General features: G+C 42.7%; 15 protein-coding genes. 2 read left to right on the top strand and 13 right to left on the bottom strand.

The features are described 5' to 3' along the window. Positions 1–30: 30 nt before the first annotated feature. A complete protein-coding gene (locus PQO01_RS02770; protein ID WP_274312518.1) occupies positions 31–636 on the top strand; it encodes an RNA polymerase sigma factor in 606 nt (201 codons plus the stop codon). 11 nt (positions 637–647) lie between these two features. Then, positions 648–2,693: a protein kinase domain-containing protein gene (locus tag PQO01_RS02775; protein WP_274312519.1), complete on the top strand. Its 2,046-nt coding sequence runs from the start codon at positions 648–650 to the stop codon at positions 2,691–2,693. A gap of 483 nt (positions 2,694–3,176) precedes the next feature. On the opposite strand, the gene PQO01_RS02780 is transcribed toward PQO01_RS02775, so the two are convergent. The 13 genes from PQO01_RS02780 to PQO01_RS02840 form a co-directional block, all read right to left on the bottom strand. Further along, a complete protein-coding gene (locus tag PQO01_RS02780) occupies positions 3,177–4,688 on the bottom strand; it encodes a DUF1501 domain-containing protein (protein WP_274312520.1) in 1,512 nt (503 codons plus the stop codon). 14 nt (positions 4,689–4,702) lie between these two features. Beyond that, positions 4,703–7,423, bottom strand: a complete 2,721-nt coding sequence (locus tag PQO01_RS02785; RefSeq protein WP_274312521.1) for a PSD1 and planctomycete cytochrome C domain-containing protein — start codon at positions 7,421–7,423, stop codon at positions 4,703–4,705. 15 nt (positions 7,424–7,438) lie between these two features. Next, positions 7,439–9,934, bottom strand: a complete 2,496-nt coding sequence (locus PQO01_RS02790; protein WP_274312522.1) for a 3-keto-alpha-glucoside-1,2-lyase-like domain-containing protein — start codon at positions 9,932–9,934, stop codon at positions 7,439–7,441. A gap of 9 nt (positions 9,935–9,943) precedes the next feature. Beyond that, entirely contained in the window at positions 9,944–11,155 is a 1,212-nt protein-coding gene (locus PQO01_RS02795; protein ID WP_274312523.1) for a c-type cytochrome, read from the bottom strand. An 81-nt stretch (positions 11,156–11,236) separates the two neighbouring features. Next, positions 11,237–13,300, bottom strand: coding sequence for a serine/threonine protein kinase (locus PQO01_RS02800; RefSeq protein ID WP_274312524.1), 2,064 nt, complete (start codon positions 13,298–13,300; stop codon positions 11,237–11,239). A gap of 1 nt (position 13,301) precedes the next feature. Continuing rightward, a complete protein-coding gene (locus tag PQO01_RS02805; RefSeq protein WP_274312525.1) occupies positions 13,302–13,904 on the bottom strand; it encodes an RNA polymerase sigma factor in 603 nt (200 codons plus the stop codon). Between the two features lie 159 nt (positions 13,905–14,063). Next, on the bottom strand, positions 14,064–16,106 hold the full coding sequence (locus tag PQO01_RS02810) for a protein kinase domain-containing protein (protein WP_274312526.1): 2,043 nt from the start codon (positions 16,104–16,106) through the stop codon (positions 14,064–14,066). Positions 16,107–16,113: 7 nt separating this feature from the next. Beyond that, positions 16,114–16,719, bottom strand: a complete 606-nt coding sequence (locus PQO01_RS02815) for an RNA polymerase sigma factor (protein ID WP_274312527.1) — start codon at positions 16,717–16,719, stop codon at positions 16,114–16,116. A gap of 147 nt (positions 16,720–16,866) precedes the next feature. After that, positions 16,867–17,622 (bottom strand): type II secretion system protein, encoded by a 756-nt coding sequence (locus PQO01_RS02820; RefSeq protein WP_274312528.1) that lies wholly within the window; start codon positions 17,620–17,622, stop codon positions 16,867–16,869. A gap of 273 nt (positions 17,623–17,895) precedes the next feature. Beyond that, positions 17,896–18,645 carry a type II secretion system protein gene (locus tag PQO01_RS02825; RefSeq protein ID WP_274312529.1) on the bottom strand — a complete coding sequence of 250 codons (750 nt, stop codon included), beginning with the start codon at positions 18,643–18,645 and terminating at the stop codon, positions 17,896–17,898. An 88-nt stretch (positions 18,646–18,733) separates the two neighbouring features. Beyond that, positions 18,734–20,152: a DUF7133 domain-containing protein gene (locus tag PQO01_RS02830; protein WP_274312530.1), complete on the bottom strand. Its 1,419-nt coding sequence runs from the start codon at positions 20,150–20,152 to the stop codon at positions 18,734–18,736. Then, the gene (locus PQO01_RS02835; protein WP_274312531.1) at positions 20,152–21,438 is read right to left on the bottom strand and encodes a c-type cytochrome; all 1,287 of its coding nucleotides are present in this window, start codon (positions 21,436–21,438) and stop codon (positions 20,152–20,154) included. The genes PQO01_RS02830 and PQO01_RS02835 overlap by 1 nt, the downstream gene beginning before the upstream one ends. A 7-nt stretch (positions 21,439–21,445) precedes the next feature. Further along, positions 21,446–22,477: a 3-keto-disaccharide hydrolase gene (locus tag PQO01_RS02840; RefSeq protein ID WP_274312532.1), complete on the bottom strand. Its 1,032-nt coding sequence runs from the start codon at positions 22,475–22,477 to the stop codon at positions 21,446–21,448. Positions 22,478–22,519: the final 42 nt, after the last annotated feature.

A 22,519-nucleotide genomic window follows, 5' to 3' on the forward strand; every position in this document is an offset into this window, starting at 1 on the left:
CAATTATATATAAACTCAGAGGCCATTATTATGTCAGATGATAGTAACCAAACTCGCGTAACTCTCTTACAAAAGTTACAGACCAATCAAGATGATCACTCATGGGATGATTTTGTCCGCTATTATGAGGGTTACATTTATATCGTCATTCGCAATCTGGGTGTAGGCGTCGAAGATAGTAAAGACATCCTCCAAGAGATTTTACTCAAGATATGGAAAGCGCTGCCCAATTATAGTTACGATCGAGAAAAATGCCGTTTTCGTACTTGGCTTTGCGTCGTCATTCGCAATAAAGTTTATAGCTTTTTTAAATTGCGATCGAGCCGTAATAGTCGCTTGAATGTGAGCTATGATGATTTGTTGCAAAACCTCGACCTAATAAGTGATGCCGAGATTGATAAAATTGCCGAAACAGAATGGCAGAGTTATATATCGAATTTAGCTTGGGAAAACCTTCAAGATCAATTTCCAAAGCTAGCAAAAGAAGTTTTCGAAGCCTCCTTAGACGAGGAGAGTAACAGCGTATTAGCTGAACGTTTTAAAGTAGCAGAAAGCAGCGTGCGTGTTTATAAAATGCGAATTCGTAAAGCCATGCACAAGGAAATTATTAGGCTCAACCAAGAACTTGGTGGCTGAGGTCAATTGACGTGCGGAAAGAAGATAAATTTAATCGCAATTTTAGTCAACTTTTCGAAGAGGCTTATACGCCTGAGGAAAGTCCTTTAGAGGATGCCCTCAAACGACCTGGTGATCGTTATAAAGATTTTGAATTTTATCGCGAAGGTGGCATTAAAGAAATAAGTATTTGCCTTGATAGCCGAACGGGTCGCCAAGTGGCCATGGCGAGAATGAAAAAAAACTCGGATGTAGATCGCAAGGAACCTTTCATTCGCGAAGCTCGCATAAACGCCGCTTTACAGCATCCAAATATTGTGCCTGTGTATGATGTAGGCCTCACGAATAATGAGCCTTGGTTTACGATGAAATTTATTGATGGGCAATCCCTCAAAGAAATCATCCAAAAACTCAAGAATCAAGAAGAGAGTCGCTTTAATAATTTGGCCGATCGTTTAGAGCTCTTCCTAAAAGTTTGTGATGCGGTGGCTTATTCGCATTCCCGAGGCATCCTTCACCTCGATTTAAAACCAGATAACATACGTGTGAGTGAATACGGTGATGTCGTATTGTGTGACTGGGGTTTAGCTGATGTCATTCCCTCGGAATGTGATGAACCCCTTTTAGAAGTCTGTTCTAGCACGACAAAAGATTTTGATGAAATGACCTTGGATGGCACCGTAAAAGGAACACCAGGTTACATGGCACCCGAACAGACGGGCATGATCAAAGAGCGCAAAGGGAAGCATACCGATATTTTCTCTTTGGGTGCGGTGCTTTATAGTTTGTTAACTTACAAAAAAGCTTTTGATGGGGATGAGCTAGAAAGCATTTTAACAAAAACCGTGAATGCCGACTTTCTGAAGCCTTCCCAGGTAAGTGATAATCACATTCCCTTTTCATTAGAAGCCGTATGCCTAAAAGCCCTCTCAAAAAGACCAGAGGATCGCTATAGTTCAGTTAAAGAATTACAGCAAGAAATTCGCGATTTTATCAATGGTTTTACAACTGAAGCTGAAAATGCCTCAATCATGAAATCACTGCATTTTTGGGTCAAACGCAATCGCACCCTAAGTATAATCTCAGCTTTTGCTTTATTGCTTTTGTTGGGCTTGATGATCACCTCGATTATTAACCTCAAATTAGCGGAGACAAACGCTAAAGAAGTGGCCGATAAATTGCGCATTGAAAAAGAATACCACATGAGGATTAATAAGGGTGCGGCCCCAAAGTTCTACGACCGTGCTTATGTGGCCTATGAATCATTTCAGTTTGATGATGCCTTAAATTTTTGTAATAGTGCCGCGGAGCTCGATGAATCACTTCAAGAAGCTTGGAAGCTCAAAGCAAACTTGCATTTTATACGTCAGGAATTTAAGGCGGCAAAAGAAGCTTTTAAGCGGGCTAGAGAGGAGAGTATTCTTACTGAAATTAATAGTGAATATGTGCAAATTAAAGCCAATGACAAAAAGTCTTTGAGCACAAAGCAGTACCTAGAATTGATAACTCAATTGAGAGACAATGGTCTTTTGCGGGAGTTTACGAATTTGATTCATTACAAAATCTTTTCTGAGATCAGCTTAGATGAGCGCATCGAATTTTGTAAAGGAGCAGTGATAGTTCATAACCCCCATATGAAGTCATTAAAATTTAAATTTAATCGTGAGTTTAAACATTTGGATTTATCGGGCAATACAGATATGCAGGTGGCCTTGTGCCTGCAAAATTTTCCAGCAGCCAGTGCGGATTTTTCTTATACCGACATTAGTGACTTTATCGCTTTTAGAAAACAGAGTCTCAATGCGCTAAATGTGGCTCATACATCTATATATGAACTACATAGCTTAGAAAACCCAGAGTTGCGCAACTTAGATATTTCACATACGGGAATAGGTAACTTAAGGGGCTTGGCGGGAAGACCTCTGATAAAATTAAATATTAGTCATAACGCGGTTACTTCCATTGGTCATATTTTGCAAATACCTCAATTAGAAGAACTCACTATTCACAAAGGGCAATTAACAAAAAGCGAGCTTTATCACCTTCCGAAAACAATTAAACTAATAGAAGTCGATTAATCTAAAGACAAGATGAATTGAGTGGCGCTTCCATCTCCCCAGTTAATAAGGTGCTCAGTATATGTTATGTCTGGTATTCATCAAACCTGCCTGAGTTAATGATTTAAGGAATGAGTCAACCAAATTGGCTAAAATTTTCCGCGTTGGAGGTCATCTATCACAATAAAAAAAATCTAAGTATTTTACCAAGTTCGGTATCATCAATATTCTTATCGCCGGCCTTTTCTTGATAATGCTAATAGCAGTGGTTTTGATGCTATCAAAGATGGATCATAAATGTGTCATGGTTTCACCATGAGAATTGGTTCATCCATTATTCCTGGGATTTACATACCAGGCTAGCATGTACCATGGCCTTGCCATGAATGCATTTTACAAATTAATAATCAATCCCACAGGGATGAAACATATTAGCCCCACGTGTGAACGTGGGGTGTAAATATGAACAAAAATAGGTGTGCCTTAAGGTACACAACATGTTTTTTAAGAAATGATGTCGTTAATCACGTGGCCGTGTACATCGGTGAGGCGGAAGTCGCGGCCTTGATAGCGGTAGGTGAGCTTTTTGTGGTCAATTCCGAGAAGATGTAGGATGGTGGCGTTTCGATCGTGGATGTGCATGGTTCCGGGGACCCATTTTTCATCTTTGCTGGGCTGAGGTTTAAGGATATTCCCGTCGGCATCGGTGATGTTGTAGCCATAGTCATCGGTTCGACCATAAGTGATGCCGGGTTTGATACCGCCACCGGCCATCCAAGTGGTGAAGCAACGGGGGTGATGATCGCGGCCGTAGGTATCTTTTGTGAGGGTTCCTTGGCAATAGGCTGTCCGACCGAATTCTCCGCCCCAGACAATGAGAGTTTCATCCAGCATGCCTCTTTGTTTGAGGTCCATGATGAGGCCATAGCAGGCGCGATCGATATCACGGCATTGATCTTCATGCTCGGCAGGAAGTCGCCCATGAGCATCCCAGCCACGGTGGAAAATTTGTATGTTGCGAACTCCGCGTTCGGCGAGACGACGGGCATTGAGACAGGAGGCAGCAAAGGTGCCAGGCTCGCGGGCATCTTCTCCGTAGAGTTTGTAGGTGTGTTCTGATTCCTGTGAGATATCCATCAGTTCCGGCACGGCAGTTTGCATACGGTAGGCCATTTCGTGCTGACGAATTCTTGCGAGCACCGCATCATCACCATAAGCTTTGTAGTGCTCTTGATTAATTTTCGCGAGAGAATCCAATTGCTTACGGCGCGTGGCGCGGTTGAGTCCTTTAGGATTATTGAGATAGAGAACGGGATCTTTTTCACTGCGGAGGAGCACGCCTTGATGATCGGAAGGCATAAAGCCACTGCCCCAAAGACGGCCGAATAGGCTTTGTTCGGCGTGTTTACTCTTGGCGTGCATGACGATGTAACCAGGTAGGTCCTTGTTCGCACTACCCAGGCCATAACTGAGCCAAGCGCCAAGACTGGGACGTCCGGGGATTTGGCTACCGGTTTGGATGTAGGTAATGGCTGGATCGTGATTGATAGCCTCGGTGAAAGTACTATTGACTATGCACATCTCTTTGACGGCCTTGGCGGTGTTCGGCAGCAGTGAGCTGACGTAAACGCCATCTTGATTATTTTCGTACTTGGTGAATTCGTATTTACTGGGGCATACGGGGAAGCTTTTTTGTCCAGCGGTCATACCTGTGACGCGCTGGCCATCGCGAATTTCTGCTGGTAGTTCTTTGCCAAACATGTCCCGCATCTTGGGTTTGTAGTCCCAGGTATCGTGATGACTGGGGCCACCACTCATAAACAAGTAGATAACGGTTTTGGCTTTGGCTTTGTGGTGAATGCCGCCATTGAGTTCGGGGCGACGTTGAAAGTTGGGATTTTCTGCTGCCGCTAAATCCGCCATAGCCATGGTTCCGAGCCCTAGGGCGGTTTTACCAAAGAGTTGACGACGGGTCATATTTAAGTCGAGTTCGCGGAGTGGGTCATTGTGTATCATATCTTATCTCCTAATTAATAGACCAAGAGGGCGAGGTCAGAGGCCAACAGGGTGGCGGCGAGCTGGGACCAAGCGGCTTGTTCGATGGTATTGATTGTTGAATCGTTGGCAGAATCACCTACGGCAAGGATATCTTTAGCTTTTGCGGGTGTCGCTTTAAACTCAGTTTTTAGATCTTTTAAAAGCTCAAGGCAGACCTGCTTTTCGTGGGAACTGGCGGAACGACTGGCGAGTAGCGTGAAGATGAGGTCGAGGCGTTCTTCATCGCTTTGCTTCTCATTAATGAGTCGCTCGGCGAGTTTACGCGACATCTCAATGCGCATGGTTTCGTTGAAGAGGGCAAGTGATTGTAGCGGAGTATTTGAGCGATTGCGTTTGACGCAACTAACTTCGCGATCGGGAGCGTCGAAGAGGCTCATCATGGGGTGGGGGCTAGTTCGCTTCCAGTAAACGTAGAGGCTTTTGCGGTAGAGTTTTTTACCCTTATCGCGTTCATAAATTTTGGTGTTACTACTGGGGTGAGCCATGGCCAGCCACATGCCTGCGGGCTGATAGGGCTTCACACCTTCGCCACCCATTTGCTTGTCTAGGAGCTGACTGGACCAAAGGCCGATATCGCGAATGATTTCGGCATCCATGCGATAGGATGGCCCACGGGCAAAGAGTTTGTTTTCCGGATCATTGATATCTTTTCTAAAAGCCGATGACTGACGGAAGGTTTTTGACATGAGCATCTTTTTGAGGGTCTTTTTCAGGTCCCAGTTATCTTTATGGAATTCCAAGGCAAGGAAATCGAGGAGTTCTGGATGAGTGGGGTGATCGCCCTGAAGGCCAAAATCCTCGGGGGAACGCACAAGGCCATAGGCAAATACGCGTTGCCAGATGCGATTCACCAGAACACGCGCAACGGTGGGATGCTCGGGAGAAGTGAGCCATTGAGCCAGGCCGAGGCGATTCTTCGGAGCACTGTCAGGCATTTTTCCAAAGATCGCAGGGACGTCGGCTTCAAGAGCTTCACCTTTTGGCATATTGTATTCGCCTCGATCAAGCAAGTACGTAGGACGAACTTTACCTTCTTTAGCTACCATAGTCGTAGCAAAGCGATGCTCAATTTTCTCAAAGGGAGTTTGAGGGACGAGGTGCATGCCAGTGGAGAACTTGAAGCGCTTGAGATCAATGGCGTGGGTGGCGATATGGAGCTCAATTTTTAGTTTGTCACCGGCTTGTGTATTGAGTCGCTCTGCTAAAGTGAGAGTCGCATTATGATTAAAACTCTTAGTGAGGTCAATGCGCCAACCGGGATTAGACTTTTTCTTGAGAATATTATCTACATTAAAGCGATTGTGAGAAGAGGTGCCGGATATAGAATCGAACTCGAGTTCTTTTTCTTTTCCATCATTGAAAAGAAATGTGGCTTTAATTTTTTTAATATAAAATTGTTTGGTCTTTGGATTGTCATTTTTTAGCTGCTTATCATTGAGGATTTCCAACTTTAAGCCATCAACTTGTTTATCGAGCTGACTCATTTCAAATGTATAAGTTTGATACTTGGCCTTGGGAGTGGCCGTCTTGCTGTTTTGAGTTTCAATTGCAGTAAAAACGGGCTTGCGGGAAGTTTTGCCCTGGGCTCGGAGTTTGTTCCATGCCTTCCAGTCATGGATATTGGAAGGGGCTTTTACAACAGGTGCATAATCATAGCGATTGCCATCTACCGGAGATTCAGCCGTATTATTGAAGAAGGCCATGAGCTTGAAGTACTCATCGTGGTAGATGGGGTCGTATTTATGGGTGTGACAGCGAACGCATTGCATGCTAGTGCCGAGTAGCACTGTACCGAGGTTCTCGACTCGATCAAAATTGTTTTTGGCCTGAAACTCCTCGGGGATGGCACCGCCTTCTCCGGTGGTGGGATTCATGCGGATAAAGCCCGTGGCCACCTGCTGTTCAAGGCTAGGATTGGGAAGTAAGTCACCCGCCAGTTGCCAGGTGATGAAGTCTTTCATTGAGAGGTTTTCGTTTAAGGCCATGATTACCCAGTCGCGGTAGGGGTAGATGGCGCGGCGATTATCCAGGTGCAGGCCATGGGTGTCGCCATAGCGGATGGCATCGAGCCAGTAACGAGCCTGATGCTCACCATAACTTGAGGATGCTAGGAGACGATCCAAATAGCTTTCGTAAGCTCGGGGACCTTGGTCATTTAAAAAAGTATTGAGTTCATCGATTGAGGGTGGTAGGCCTCTAAGCGTTAGAGAGGCGCGGCGAGCTAAAGTCCTCTTATCGGCCTCTGGAGCAAAAGTTTTTCCTTTTGGGAATTCGGCTTTAATGAATTCGTCAATGTTTTTGTGCTCACGATCTTTTATAGGCGGGACATAGGCCCAATGTTTTGCGTACTTCGCACCGCCCTTGATCCACTGAGTCAGGATTTCGCGTTCTTCTTTTGTGAGCTGCTTCTCCGCATCTTTTGGGGGCATGGGATCGTCTTCGTCAAACATGCGATAGATGACTTCGCTTTCCTCAAGATTATCGGGATCAATGGCTTTGTAACCGTCGAGATCTTTGGTGGCATGTTCAAAGCTGTCGAGACGTATGTCCTTTTTCTTGGCATCAGGGCCATGACAGGCAAAGCATTTATCGGATAAAATGGGTAGGACTTCTTTGGCAAAATCAGGTTTTTTGGCATGTGCGGAAAGAGCTACACAAGAAATAATAAAAATTGTGATGGAGGATTGATACATTTTTCTTCTTTGGGATTATTTATCTTTATGGTCAATTTGACGGTCTTTGTTTTTGTCTAGGCCGGGGAATTGATCACTATAGATTTTACGATGCTCTTCGCGGTCCAAGCTCTGGCTCTTGTCCTTGTCAGCACCTCTGAAAGCACCTTCGTGGGGGAATTCTTCCGGACTTAGTTTGCCATCTTTATTTTTGTCGTCGTGATTAAATTGCTTAGTCCAAAAGCCAAGAAATTCTTTTTCAGTTATGACTTCATTGGCGTTGCTATCCATCATGCTCACCATATGACGGTTGAGCACTGTAATAGGCTTGATTATTTTGACATTATGATTGATCTCGGTTTCGCTTTTAAAGCTGCTTCTGAAGACCTCTAGGCTTTTGTCGTAATCGACATTGGGGACAATCCACATATTGCGAAAGAAGACATCTGAGCCCTTGTGATCCTGAATCATGAGCGGGCGTTTACCGTGTGCTTGATAAGCTTTATTCACCTGTCCGTAGAACCAAGCATCGTTGTGAATCAGTTCACCATTGTGGAAAATAGTGGCGCGCATGGGTTCCACAAGTTTTCCGTCATTATCGAAAATGGGAGCTTTCATCAAGATGTCGTAGCTCTGCCATTGTCCCGGAGGTCGACTAGCGTTGACTAGTGGCGGAGCCTGACCCCAGATGGAGCCACAGCTACCATCTGCAGTGGTGGGGTTTTTGTATGAATTCATGACCTGAATTTCATAGCCCGACATGAGGAAGATACCCGAGTTGCCATAGAGCTGACCGACGGATTTTGGATCATCGGATTTAGCCGCCATAAATTCGATGTGAATTCGTGCGTCACCGTAGGCATCTTTAGTAGCAAAGTTACCCTTGCCACGTTTCCAAAGACCCTTGGTTTCGGTTTCCCAATTGGGGTTAGACCACTTTGCGTCATCTAGTATGGTGGCATTTTTAGGTGTTTGAACTGCGGTTTCCGCAAAACTTTTTGGAGTGACGACTGCGGGGGCAGGGCGACGGCCATCATTTTTTCTCCAGCCGGCTCCGGGGATGAGGGGCTTAAGGCGCTTTGGCTTTTTTTGCGAAGTCAGCAAATTGTTGACGGTGTAAAAGATCGAGCGATTAAGAAGTTTTTTGTTATTTGCGGAGTTCATTTCTGGAAAGTTGATTTCGTAGACTTTATGCTTTTCTAAGGCAACTTTTATCTCGAGTACTTTCTTATCCTTGGAGAGCTTCATGGATTGAACTGGAAGATTTTTTTCATCTACACGATCAGAGCCATAGATGGCTGAATAATTGTAATGCCAGCTCTTCACTGCAGGGGTGACTTTTTTAGTCAAAGGCTCAGTGAAAGTAATTTTAAAACCATCTTTAGTTATATTGACTTCATAGATTTCAAAGGGAATTGTTTTGCCATCCCAAGACACTTTTTGCAGGGCAGTTCTCTTGCCACCCTGACTGCGCCAGCCACGACCAACTTGAGCCGTCCAAAGATTGCCATCTTTATCAAATTCCATTTTAACCGTTCCTGACTGCGTTCCCTTGAGAAACTGCACACACCAGCCCTGATAAGCCCCACCAACTTCTTCAATACCGCAGCGAATGAGGTTGGAGACTGATTGGTCACCGATGAAGAATTGATCTTTGAAAAAGCCAAACTTACCCTTGGTCGTATCCCACACGGGACTACCTGGCGAGTTAGAGATGTATGTGCGTGGTAGCCATATGGTGGGCATGGTACGAATTTTAGCAAAGTCCTCGTTTTTCATACTGAGGATTTTTTCTTCGCTGTAATCCGGGCGAGCAGCTAAACTGCCTGGATGGCCGTAAAACTTACCTTCTTGAACATGAAATAGGGCGCAGTCAGGCATCCAATCACCCTGATTATCCGTGATAAAAAGTTCATCCTGAGGGCTCATGCCGATACCACAGGGCGAGCGAAATCCACTGGCAATGGGATGGAAGTGACCTTGGCGATCAGAGCGGTAGACCCAGCCTCGGTAGGGCGCTGTGTAAACCATGACGCCGTGTTCACCAGGACGACCGGCGCGGACTTCTAGGCCTTTGCCGTCCACTTTGCGGGCGCTGAGGTTGAGGGAGGCGTACTTCCGACCCAAAGAATCAACCACTGGACCGAAATGATATTCGTGGTAACCCTTGGTATAACCGAAGTCAGCAGTAACGGTCTCAAATAAATCGGCTTTGCCGTCAGCGTTGGTGTCTTTGACGCGGGTGAGTTCGGGTTTTTGGGCTAGGTAATAGGCCTCTTCTTTTTTATCATAATAAATGCCATTGGGCTCCATGAGGTCTTCGGCAAAAAGGTGCCATTTCCCCTTAGTATATTCCCAGATTTGTCCTTCCCAGGTACAGATGGCAATAGTATCGTCATTCTTTTCACATACACCCAGAAGTGAAATAGAACCCTTGGGAAGAGTAATAGTATCCAGTTTGTAACCATCCGGGATTTGAGCAAAAACTGGAGTGCAAAGCACAGATAAAACGGTGAGTAAAAACTTTTTCATCATGGACTCCTAATTAAAATCTATTTTAAAATTGCTGTTAGTTTTGGGGCTACCGGTCATTTCGTGGACGAGTTCAAAGCCAGGAATGGCTTCTTTTGATTCACCTTTAAGTGAAAAACCTGTAGCTCCCAAAGGTGAAATAGTGACCTTGTGTTCTTTGCCGCCAATAGCAGTTTTGATAAGAACAGATCCGCCTTTTGATTGATAGGAGAGCATTTTAATTTTGTGCTTCGTATTGTAGCCGTGAAAATTCGAGGGGAGTTCTTGACCCATTATACTAGAAGGCAATGCACTTCTTGCATTGAGTGATGGCGTTTGATCTACGAAGGAGTTTTTCCATACTTTTTCAATCTTGCCACTATAGGGATTGTAGGCCACAAGAACTTTATTTGGCAGCAAGCACAAAAGCGTTCGCGGCGATATATCATGAACGTATTTGCGAATGACTTTGGCTTCAGCTCCGGCGCGAACCATTTTGGGTTCGGAACCTTCAAGGCTCTTGCCCATCAGAGTGAAATGACCTTTGCCTTCTTGAGTCATAGTCGCATGAAACTTGAGGGAGTGCTGCATTTTTTCATCGTGAAGGATTTCGATTTTGTGAACACCCTTGGTGAGTTTGAAGTCCTGAGCCTTGTTGAGAGATTTATTATTTTCATCCTGAAAGAGAACTTCTTTGCCGTTGATGTAAACCGCCGTGCGGCCAGCTTTACGAATACGCAGGCCGTATACACCATCTTCTTGGATGTAGAGATCGGCTTTTAAATGGGCGACGGCATCGTAACGGTTCTTAAAGTAGATGAGGTTTTCTTTGATTGATTTCTGCTCAAGTGATTCCACTGTTTTGAGGAGGTCGAGACTGAGCTTTTTCCCTTTGAAATGAGCTTTAGGGTAAGAGGACAACGCGAGTGAGCGCAGGCCTTTTTGCTTTGAAAGAATGAAGTCACGAGCTGCTTTTAAATCGTCTTCTTTAAAGAGCTGTTTGTAGGGAGCCATCTCTGTATTGGGAATGCCCTCCGATATGCTGTGTAAAACAGCATGCGGTGAATCGCCGTGTTTCCAGAAATCGTCGATGAGACTGGGACCAATACCACCATTCATATCTAGGCCGTGACAGATGTGGCAGACCTGTTTATATATTTCTTCGCCGCGCTTAATGGAATCGGCTACTAGAGTTTGGCAGAGAGTCCCAAGACTTATAAAAGTAAAGAGAAATTTTTTCATAAAATGCCTTTGTATTGAATTAGATTTTTTACTTCTAAAATTCTATACAAGATCAAAAGCCGAGGCGTTACAAAAAAATTATTATTGCGGTTTTTTATGAATGATAATTTCAATATTAGAGGGTATTTGAGCCATTTCTCTTTTGGAAAACTGCCCCTCATGTAAATGAAGTTTTTTGAGTTTAGTCAGTAAAGCGATTTCCTGACTATTGACGATTAGAGTGTGTTGAATATGTAGTTCCTCAATGGGCAGGTCCGTGATAGGCTTGATGTGAAATAGTGTATTGCCAGAGAGCTTGAGGACCTTTACTTTTTTAGATGGGAAAGTCTGCAGTTCAATGATTTTTGTGTTACTTAGGTCAGCTGCTTCAAGTGGCATAGCTCTCAAACCGATAGAGTTATAGATAGCGGTGTTGGACAAATCGATTGATTTAGCCGGAAAATTCATCAGACATAAATGGGAAGATAACCAAAGATTATTAGAGACGTCCAAATGACCGGTGGATTTATTGAAGTAGAAGTTGAGTAAGGCAGCTTTTTTAGGGCCGTGATTTAAAGTAATGACACCCTTACAAAACTTAATTCTATCATCGATATCAAGGTTCTGAAAGGCTTTGTAATGAATGATTTTGAAGTAGATATGACCATTATTGAGGGGTTTGAAATCTGTGAGTAAGTTAAGGTATTGGGAAATATTTAGGGCTGTGGAATCATCGGCTTTGATCTGACTGTATTTCAAGGCCAATTTTGTCATGGGATGTGTCGATGAATAAGCGGCTTTTTCATGCACTTTTAAAAAAGCTTGATATTCTTCTCTGATAAAATGGTTGTTAGCTTTGACGCGCCAGGCTTTTTGTAAATTTGGGTTACGATTGACTGCGTTGTCCGCAAAGCGCAGGCTCTCATCAAATTTACAGATATCAAAAGCATCTATGGCTCTTTCCAGAAACAAAGGGGCCGCATCGACGCCCATTTGTTTATTAAATTCCTGCTCGAGTTTGAGTTTTTCCTTGAGTTGGACTTCATTTTCTTTGGCAAGTTTAAGGTTATTGGACAGGGCTAGCAATGCGGTCGCTAGGATAAGTAAAGTGAAAATAGCCAAGGTGCTAAAAGCTTTGTGTCGCAAGAGTAAGAGTTTTAAGGCTTTGGCAAAAGAAGCTTCCTCTGCATCGGGCATAAAACCATTGCGATAAGCCAAAATATCTTTCTGTAAGTCCTGCACATTTGCATAGCGATCTTCGGGCTGTAGAGCCATCGCTTTTAAACACACGGCCTCAAGTGATATGGGGATTTGGGAATTGAGAGAAGTCGGTATGGGGAATTGGCATCGTGCCGTTTTGTCTAAAATCTCATCAATTGATTTGCCTTTAAAGGGTTTCTCTAGGCTTAGAAGAGCATAAAGCAGTGTGCCCAAAGAAAAAATATCGGTGTGAAAACCTTTGCGCATTTTAAGTTTGCTCGTTTGCTCGGGTGCCATATAGCCCGGCGAGCCCTTGACCGTTCCATGTATGGTATGATTTTCAATGTCGTGGTCCAATACTGAGCAGTATTCTAGGAGCAACTCGTCGCAGCAGGAGGCTTCCACATCGGCTAGCCCCCAGTCACAAAGCACTACGTCACCGTAACTACTTATACGAATATTATCTGGCTTGATATCTAAGTGAACCACTCCGACTGAGTGTGCGTAGGCAATAGCATCGCAGACTTTTAAAAAGATATCTAGGCGATTATTGAGCCCAGAGAATTCATTTTGTTTACCGGATTTTAGTTCATCTATGACTTCACTGAGTGACTGCCCGGCAATAAACTTCATCGTGAACCAAGGCTTATCTTGGTCGAGTCCGATATTATATACTGGAACTATATTGGGATGCTGAAGTGCCGCATTGAGCTTGGCTTCGCGTAAAAAGACTTCGACTTTTTGTGGGTCGCTACCATCTTTTAAAGTAGCCATGGCAACGCGACGATTAGTTTTGCGATTGTAGCAAAGATCAATACGCTTGAGGCCCCCTTCACTATAAAACTTAAAATCGGAGTAGACATCTTCAGTATTTTTGAGGGATTCACTTAGATTGGTCTCGGAACTATCGAAGGCCTCATCAAAAATATCCCCTAGTCCATCAGCGAAATTATTTTCGGGTGACATTTTAGCTTTCCAATTCAGAGTTGAGGCGAATAATTTCTTTGTGCATGGCTTTGCGAACGCGCATCTTGAAAACGCGCACCGAACTCTCGGATAGATCAAACTGATTTGCGAGTTCCGCATTGGAAATTTCATCTTTGACTGATGCCTCAAACACTCTTTGTGTTTGTTCTGAGAATTTGTTTTTTAAATTATCCCAGGCCAATTGGGCTATGTGATTCTTCCATTCGCGTTCGGAAATGATGTTGACTTCCGCCTCGGTCATGAGCTCTAATTTACCAATTATATCATCGTAATTGACATTGCTCTTGGAGTTTCTACTGGCTTTACTTTTAAAAAAATTGAAGACCGTATTGCGGATCATGACTCCCAACCATGTACGGAAGCGGCACTTATACTTTTCACGATCGTATTTAGAAATGTTTTTCCAGATCTTAACCAAAACATCTTGCATGAGCTCTTCAGAATCCTGAGAGCCTACATTAAAGCGACGAATAATTACAAAAATGTAGGGACTATAGTAGTGGACGAACTCTTCCCAGTTTTTCTCATCACGGGAATTTTGAAGCTTTTTTAAAAGTGTATAGCGCGTGTTGTTATCGGTCATATCATTTTTTAGGCTTAAAATTAAAGGAGAGACTCTAGGCAGAAGAATAGTAGTCTAATTATACATCGAATTTAATAGGTACTTACAAAAAAAACGATTTTTTATAAACTAAGAAGTGACTGATTATATTTCCAAGCAAAGCGAAAATTCTTTGAAAACTTATTTCTCGATGAGTTCTATATCTGGTCGCAACCATTTTAGCTGTGCTCTAGAAAATTGTTTTTTCTTGATAGTGATTTGTTTTAGCGTGGGGATTTTTGGAACGAAATTGAGGTATTTTATGGGGGTGTAACTAATGTCCAAACTGATAAGAGGATATTGTTCCAAGGGGTCAAGATTGTGAATAATATTTCCCGAAATATTAAGTGACTTTAGGTTTTTGCACTTCAAAGATTTAAGCTCAACAATTTGGGTATTACTTATATCTAGGTACTCGAGGTGATGACTCATAAAATTATTGCCATGATTAATTGAGGTATAGGAGGCATTAATTTTTTTGGCTGGAAAATTCCGTAAACAAAGTGCGATTTTAATCCATGGATTATTGGAGATATCCAAACTTTGAGTTTGAGGGTCGTAATTAAAGTTAAAAGCGTCTTGTGCCGTTCTTTTGTTCCTAAGGCCTATGACGTATTGGCAAAACTCAAGCCGTTCATCTAGAGAGATATCGCTGTAAATAATATTGTGAAGCAGTAAAGAAAAAGTTGTCATATCTTTAAAGCTGTGTAATCGCCTTAATAAATCGAGGCGCACTTCTTGTCGGGAATCAGTCGCTTCCGCTAATAAGGCTATTTTAGCTAAGTTGATCAAGCGACCTTTACTAACACCAGCTTTTGCTAGAGAATCAAGGCATTCTTGGTAATCTTCCATCGCAAAATTAAACTTAGCTTTTAATTCCCAGGCGGGCTTCATTTGATTGTCGCGTTCTAAGGCTTCCTTACAAAAACGTAGACCAGTTTGAAAGTCAAAAACTTTTAGGCTTTCCTCGGCACGCTCAAAAAAGAGAGGTGCAGAATCTTTCCCTCTCTGTAGGTAGAGATCCTGTTCCAACAGTAATTTTTCATTTTCCTTTTCAACAAACTGCTTAGAGAGGTCCAGATTGTGAACAAATACTAGAGCTAAAATTATCATTAGAGATAGTAGACTCATGACTAAGCCACTTCTCAATTTGTGGCGGTAAACCATCAGTTTGAGAAGTTTCAAAAAGGAGGCGTTTTCTGCGTAAGTTGCAAAACCATTGCGGTAGGCGTCGATATCTTTTTGTAAGTCTTCTACCGTTTGGTAGCGGTCTTCGGGCTTGAGCTGCATGGCCTTGAGGCAAACGGCTTCTAGAGAATCAGGAAGATCTGTTTGTAGTTTGGAGGGTTTGATGAAATCACATTTAGCCGTTGTATCAATGATGTCTTGAATATCGAAGCCTTTGAAGGGCTTGTCTAAAGTCAGTAAGCTATAGAGCAGGGTGCCAAGAGAAAAAATATCGGTGTGACGCCCTTTTCGAATTTTGACTAGAGATGTTTGTTCTGGCGCCATATAACCTGGAGTACCCTTCACAGATCCATCCAGCGTTTGATTGTTGAGGTCATGCTCGAGAATTGTACAGAACTCCAGTAGCTTTTCATCACAGGAAGTGGCCTCGATATCGGCTAAGCCCCAGTCACACAGAACGACATCACCATAATTACTGATGCGTATATTGTCGGGTTTTATATCTAGGTGCAATACTCCCAATGAGTGAGCATAGGCAATGGCGTCGCAAACTTTCATAAAAATATCGAGTCTATGACTGAGGGAGAAATTTGAGTTGTGATCTTCAAGATTTTTTGTTTCGGAAATAATATCAGCCAGAGATTTCCCTGCAATAAATTTCATGGCAAACCAAGGTTTCTCTTCCTCTATGCCCATTTCGTAGATGGGCACAATATTGGGATGCTGTAGGGCAGCATTTATTTTTGCTTCGCGTAAAAAAGCTTCTACTTTTTGAGAATTGGAAATATCTTTGAGTGTGGCCATCGCAACGCGCCTCCCCGTGCGGCGATCAGTGCAAAGAAAAATTTGTTTAATGCCACCTTCGCTGTAGGCATCATAATCGACAAAATTGTCACCCTCAAATTGCAGGGAATTAATGAGTGTGTTGTCCCCGGTCTCAAAGGCCTCGACAAAGAGCTCATTTATATCATCAAAAAAATGCTCCTCTTCCCGCATAAGTTCCTTACCAGCTGAGTTCTGAATTGAGGCGAACGATTTCTTTGGAGAGGGCTTTTTTAACACGCATTTTATAGACGCGAACACTCGCTTCTGCAAGCTCATATTTTTCGGCTATCAGAGAATTACTCATATCGCTTTTGAGTGTTTCTTCAAAGATTTGTCTATTGATGGTACTCAGTTCATCTTTGATGTTTTTCCAGGCGAGATTAGCAATGTAGTTTTGCCATTCTTTTTCAGCTATTTTATCAACTTCTGCTTCGTTGACTAAATCCATTTGCTCCAGGGCATCATTATAGCAGACATTTTGTTTGGAGTTCCGAACGGATTTTGATTTGAGGAAGTTAAAGACTGTATTGCGAATCACGCTACATAGCCAAGTGCGGAATTTACTTCTTTGTGCAGCTGGATCATAAGTACGGATTCCTTTCCATACTTTTATGAGCACATCTTGCATGAGGTCTTCGGAGTCCTCTATGTCGACTCTGAAGTTTCTGATGATTACATAAATGTAGCCAGAGTAGTACTCGACAAATTCTTCCCAAGAATTTTCATTTTTTGGGTCTTTGATTTTTTGTAGCAGTGTGTAGCGCGTATTATCAGTGTTTTTCACAGTTTAGTCTTTGTTTAAGTAAAAGTATTTTTCAATATACCGTTTACAGATTTCAAAACAATTTTCTTCTTATTTGAACTATGATACAAGTGACTGACCCTTGCTGTTACAAAGGGTTTTAAAAATACTCATTAATTTGCATGGAATTTATTTCATCGTGTCCCAATAAGTCCCATATACAGCTGAATTGGGGTTGGAATCCAAATCAATAAAAGTACCATCGCTTTTTTGTAGAGTTTGAAAGATTGTCATGGGGTCGGCATGACCATCGGCCATGAGGTAATTAGTTTTAGCTCCATGGTGACCAGAGTTACCCAAGATATCAAATTCAACCCCAGTCAATTTTTGATACTGCCCTTTGGCATAGTACTTATCATCGGCACCACCGAGGCGGACGTATAGCCTTTCGGTAAAAGCAATTCCACTTGAAGGGGAGCTAATCTCAGTCATTTTGCGACCATGAACTCCACGGCGACGGTGCCTATTACCCCCAGTACTAACCCATTGACTAATGACATAGTCACGAGGAAAAGCGTCATTGAAGAATGGGTGATCAGGGGTGGCAGGATTTGTGGGGCAGGTATAAAGGTCGGCACTCCCTTGGTAAGTATCTGAAGATAAATAGGAGGCAGATCTTTCAGTATCTGTGAGTGTCTCTCTTCCATCATAGCCAGATAAATGGTCATCATACGAAACGCCACCAGAATATATGCCAGGGAATTTATGGTCATTGTCCCCTGAAAAGGAAAAGCTACTAATGCCAATCTGCTTTAGATTACTCATACAGATAACCCTTCTTGCTTCACTTCGGACTCGGGCTAACTGCGGAAGTAATAAACTTGCCAAAATTGCGATAACCGCAATGACCACCAATAATTCAACAAGTGAAAATTTTTTCTTCATACCAAGCTCCGAGAGTAGTGTTTTCATAAAAACATTTTAAATAGTTCACTAGTTTAAGTATAGGATATCAATTGAGAATTAAATTGAATTATACAGTCAATGTTTTGTATTAAATATATATGGTTACAGTTGTTTATGTGTTAAAATTGGTGATGATTGTGGTTCATCTAGTCTTGTCAGTTTGTTTTATTAACTGGCAAGGGATAAATGTCGCTTGTTACAAAAAAATGAGATAATTTTAATTTAGTTTATTTATTGGTGTTTTAACCGCTTTTAACGGCCTGCATCCCACATGGTATTACGAGCATCAGAAGATGAAGGAATTTGGTCTAAAAGTGTGCCATAATAATTTAGAACTTGAGCATGACCGTCTGTAAACAAATAATTGAATTTTTCAAAATGGGGGAGTGGGTTTGTTGAAGTGGGGTTAGTTTGCATGCTGTAATGAGTTCCAGCAGTAATACTGCCCCAATGCACGCCCATGCGATTATTTTTATGGAATTGCTCACTAAGAAGAATTGTACTAGAAGGAGAACTCAAAGAATTTATTGCTCTAGAGATTTTTACATTATCATTTTGACCTCCAGATATGCCTGGATTTGATTTTTCAACATTAGCATTAGCGGTTCTATAAGCAGATATCCCATATGAACGTTTTGGGTTACCATTTCTACCCGCAATAGTATCTTCAGGACATAAATATAAAGGGTTGATTTGGTCAACTGTATTCATGGAAGTTGTCATTTCTGAATACGTCATACTATCACGACCATCATAACCTGCAATGAGGTCATCCCAACTGATGATATCGCCTCCATTTCTCCTAGTGTAAGGGAATTGACCGATATTATCGTCGGAGGTATACATCGTAAGAGAAATACCAAGTTGCTTGAGTTGGTTCAAACACGTAACTTGTCTTGCCTTAGCTCTCGCCTTACTTAGGCTCGGTAAGAGCAAGCTGGCGAGAATGCCGATAATGGCGACGACAACCAGTAGCTCAATCAGTGTAAATTTTTGCTTCATATTATTCATCCTTGTCAGTGGTTTTTAATAACTGACAAGGAATCAAATGAGCTGTTACATAAAATATGAAATCATTTGATTGATTTGATTAATCTAAAAGATTTACGATGGTGTAATAGGCTTTTGTGTTGCCGAGTTTTTCGCCTTTAGAATTGCTGATTCCGCTAAAATCCAGGCAATAAACTTTTTCTTTGACGAGGGGGCATTCGATGGTCAATGTTTTACCATCGGTGGCTAGTTTTACGGAACTCGCATTAATGTCTTCCAGGTCACTTTTTGGTGCGCCATATTTTCTGGAGTACTCATACCACCAGCGGGAGATCTTGCTCTGATCAATTGATTTTTCATCGATTTTTTCGGTGAACTGAACAGTGAAGCCGGACTTGGTGAGTTTTACATCGAGGATCTCAAAGGGAATGGTCTTTTTATCCCAGACGACTTTTTGTAGGCCAAAAGTTTTGGTGCCTCGTGCGGTCCAGCCACGGCTGGTTTGACCACTCCAGAGATCGCCATTTTTATCGAATTTGAGGCGGATATTGCCGCATTGAAGACCTGAGATAAAGTCGATGACACAACCTTGGTAGCGGCCTTTTACTTTCTGCAGGGTGACGCGGAAAATATTGGAGCGCGTTTGATCGCCAACGAAAAACTGATCCTTGAAGGGGCCGAATTTTCCCGAGCTATCAATCCATTCGGGGTTGCCGGGAGAGTTGGCAACTTCTTCTTGGGGAATGTAAACGACGGGAAGAGTGCGGAGCTTATCAAATTCTTCGTCAGTCATTTTTTTGAGTTTTTCTGGAGTGAAGTCATCGCGATCTTGAAGTGAAATGGGGTGACCATAAAACTTACCGGGGAGGATTTGGTGCATAGTTGAGGTGGCAACGTAATCACCCTGATTATCGGTGTAAAAGATTTCGCCGGCAGGATTTCTGCCCAAGCCAGCAGGAGAACGGAGACCGGAGGCAATGGGAGTGAATTTCCCCTCAGGTGAGACTTTGTAGGCCCAGCCACGCCAATCACCTAAACTGGCCATGGCACTGAGTTTGAGGCCTTTGGCAGTTGGACCAGCGGCAGTACCGAGGGTTCCGATGTAGTTGCCGTCATTATCTTTTACACCACCAAAGTTAAATTCGTGGTAGTTATTGTGGAACTTGAACTCTCGAGTGAGTGGAATGTAAAGGTCTGCTTTGCCGTCATTATTTGAGTCGATGAGGCGCGTCATTTCCGGTTTTTGAGTCACGACAATGGAGCCATCGTCATCCAGTACTAGACCACAGGGTTCGTGAAGACCCTCGGCAAACTTGTGCCAAGTTTTATTTTTGTAAACCCAAACATCCCCGTAGCGAGTGGCGCAATACATATTGCCATCTTTATCGGTGTCGAGCCCGGTAATGTGAAAGAGAACATTCGGGGGTGTTTCGATAGTTTGAATGCTATAGCCTTTTGGACTGGCGATAGAGCTCATAGCTAGAGTGAGTAATAGGAGTGAGGAGATGAAGTATTTCATTATTTTTTCTCCTTTACGGGAATTGCGATGGTGAACTGATTTTGTTTATCGGGGCTAGGAATAAAGCTATTGCCCTTAATTGTGCCATCCTTTGAACTCACTTTTAAACCCTCGGGGATAAGTAAACTCAAGCTCTTATTATTAGGGTTTTCTAGAGTGTAGGTAAGTAGTAGTGACTCGGCATTGAGCTTGCTACTAATTTCAAGTTTGGCTTTAGCATCACTAAAGATGAATTTAGGCTGAGGATAGGACGAATAGCCGCGATAAGTCATTTTTATATCTTGTTGATTGATTTGGGCTTTGATGGCATCTCCAAGTTTAATCTGAGTCTTAGCAAGGGGGATTGAGTCGTGTTGGCCACGCTCATTGATATTGGGGCCAATATCAAGAGATTTTCCTTCCCAAAAGGCCGTGATTTTGGCATTGTTTGGATCAATAATATAAGTCGTGCGGTCAGCGTGATTAATGGCAATGCTCTCTGCAGCATAATTTTTTATGCGTTTGCGAATGATTTTAAAGGAATCACCGGCTTCAACAATGTGGGCTTTATTGATGGAGCGACGATAGGAGTCAATAGCTAAGGGGATTCTAACTTTGCCAATGAGATCCATATTGAAGCTTGCAAAGCGGAAAATTTTGATAAAGCGCAATTCAAAATCATGGGCTCCTGCACTGAGTTGTAGAGATTCTTTAAAGCGTTTACGTTTGTCGAGTGTAAGAGGAACTTTCTCACCGTCAATAAAGAGTTCAAAACCCTCGCTTTGACGGAACATACCTACGAGCTTGAATGAACCCGCAGCATGTTCAGGAATAAGTAATTTTCCTTTATAGGACATGGCGAATTGATCGACTTCGGGCAATTGAAAGTTGGGGTAGGGGAGTTGAGCCTTTCCAGTTTTACTGGGTGTAGCGCTGTCCCAGTTTATGCTAGTTTCCATATTCACATCGTGATAAATTTTGTATTCTAAATCCCTGAGTCCTTCCTGGCGCGACATAATAAAGTTGGTGATATCTTGAATTTGATCGTCATTGTAGAGCGCACCAAAGGCAATCATCCCTTTATCGGGAAAACCATCTTTGATTGTTTTGGAAATATCCTGTGGAGTACTACCGTGGATCCATTCGTGATCTTTTAGGTTGAAGCCGACACCGCCTTCTAGGTCTTTTCCATGACAGGAAAAGCAGATGTTATCATAGAGTGCCTTGCCGCGATTGACTGAATCATTATCAAAGGCAAAGAGTGAACTTGCTGTTAGCAAAAGAGATGGAAGTAAAGTTTTTATCATGATGAACCTACTTTTTGATTAGCCAGATATTGCGGTATTGAATTTTATTGCCGTGCCCCTGTAGACGAAAGGGACCAGGTTTACCCTCGGGAGTTTTGCGGTGTCCGCCAGTTTGCGCAGGAATTTCTGTTTTGTCGTGGACTAGAACGCCATTGTGCTTAACCGTGATGTAAGCACTTTTTATTTTTTTACCGTCTTTAAAAACGGAGTTCGTAAAGTCTATATCATAGGTTTGCCAGGTGAGGGGTGGGTAACACATATTGATGCGAGGTGGGGCTGTTTTATAAATACCACCACATTCACTATGGATGCCATCAAGTCCAAAGGAATCGAGAATTTGTAGCTCGTAATCCCAAACATTATAGATGCCGCTATTACCGCGCTTAGCGCCGCGGTAAGAAGGCATGTAGGGCGTCATGAACTCTACGTGAAGGTGATAATTATTGAATTTTTCTTTTGTGTAGAGATCCTTCGCATCAGTGTGAAGTGAGCGAGTTTCTTTATCTATTCTCCCACGAGTAAATGCATCAATATTACTCCCATCAAATAAAATAGTGGCGCCGTCGGGTGCTTTTGTCCCCATAGTAGGACTCGAGCGATGAACTTTTTTAAGTTCGTGACTTTCATCCTTGAGTGTAATAGTAAAAGTATTTTCATTGATTTTACCTGAGCCCTGAGTGTGTCCCGTTGGAGGGAATTTTTTCACAGGAGTAAAGAGCTCTGGCTTTGGAGCATAGTACTTTTTTGGGCCCTTTTTAGGGGATGTGAATGTTACAGTTTGTCCTTGTTGAACGCCATTCATGATAGTTTTATTTTTTTCGTCCCAACCATTACCTGGAAGACCTCCGGGATAGATGACTGCAGAGAATGAATCATCTCCTAAAGCAATAATTTGAGCGCCGTAAGACTCGCCTTGGTATTCACCTTGAATTTGGTAGTCTGCTAAGGTTTTAGCAAGCTTTGGGTTTGTCCAAACAGTTTGTTCATCTGCGAGTAAATTTAGGCTGAGTATCGTCAGCAAAAGAGTAATGAACTTCATGAGTTTTCCTTAATATTAATTCAGTATACTCATTTAAGACAA

Source organism: Lentisphaera marina, assembly GCF_028745505.1.
Taxonomy (GTDB): Bacteria; Verrucomicrobiota; Lentisphaeria; order Lentisphaerales; family Lentisphaeraceae; genus Lentisphaera; species Lentisphaera marina.

Excerpts from the sequence above, each read along its gene's own strand:
- PQO01_RS02785 (WP_274312521.1), bottom strand. The coding sequence starts at position 7,423 with ATGTATCAATCCTCCATCACAATTTTTATTATTTCTTGTGTAGCTCTT.
- PQO01_RS02780 (WP_274312520.1), bottom strand. The coding sequence starts at position 4,688 with ATGATACACAATGACCCACTCCGCGAACTCGACTTAAATATGACCCGT.
- PQO01_RS02825 (WP_274312529.1), bottom strand. The coding sequence starts at position 18,645 with ATGAAGCAAAAATTTACACTGATTGAGCTACTGGTTGTCGTCGCCATT.
- PQO01_RS02830 (WP_274312530.1), bottom strand. The coding sequence starts at position 20,152 with ATGAAATACTTCATCTCCTCACTCCTATTACTCACTCTAGCTATGAGC.
- PQO01_RS02835 (WP_274312531.1), bottom strand. The coding sequence starts at position 21,438 with ATGATAAAAACTTTACTTCCATCTCTTTTGCTAACAGCAAGTTCACTC.
- PQO01_RS02790 (WP_274312522.1), bottom strand. The coding sequence starts at position 9,934 with ATGAAAAAGTTTTTACTCACCGTTTTATCTGTGCTTTGCACTCCAGTT.
- PQO01_RS02795 (WP_274312523.1), bottom strand. The coding sequence starts at position 11,155 with ATGAAAAAATTTCTCTTTACTTTTATAAGTCTTGGGACTCTCTGCCAA.
- PQO01_RS02810 (WP_274312526.1), bottom strand. The coding sequence starts at position 16,106 with ATGCGGGAAGAGGAGCATTTTTTTGATGATATAAATGAGCTCTTTGTC.
- PQO01_RS02840 (WP_274312532.1), bottom strand. The coding sequence starts at position 22,477 with ATGAAGTTCATTACTCTTTTGCTGACGATACTCAGCCTAAATTTACTC.
- PQO01_RS02800 (WP_274312524.1), bottom strand. The coding sequence starts at position 13,300 with ATGTCACCCGAAAATAATTTCGCTGATGGACTAGGGGATATTTTTGAT.
- PQO01_RS02770 (WP_274312518.1), top strand. The coding sequence starts at position 31 with ATGTCAGATGATAGTAACCAAACTCGCGTAACTCTCTTACAAAAGTTA.
- PQO01_RS02805 (WP_274312525.1), bottom strand. The coding sequence starts at position 13,904 with ATGACCGATAACAACACGCGCTATACACTTTTAAAAAAGCTTCAAAAT.
- PQO01_RS02820 (WP_274312528.1), bottom strand. The coding sequence starts at position 17,622 with ATGAAGAAAAAATTTTCACTTGTTGAATTATTGGTGGTCATTGCGGTT.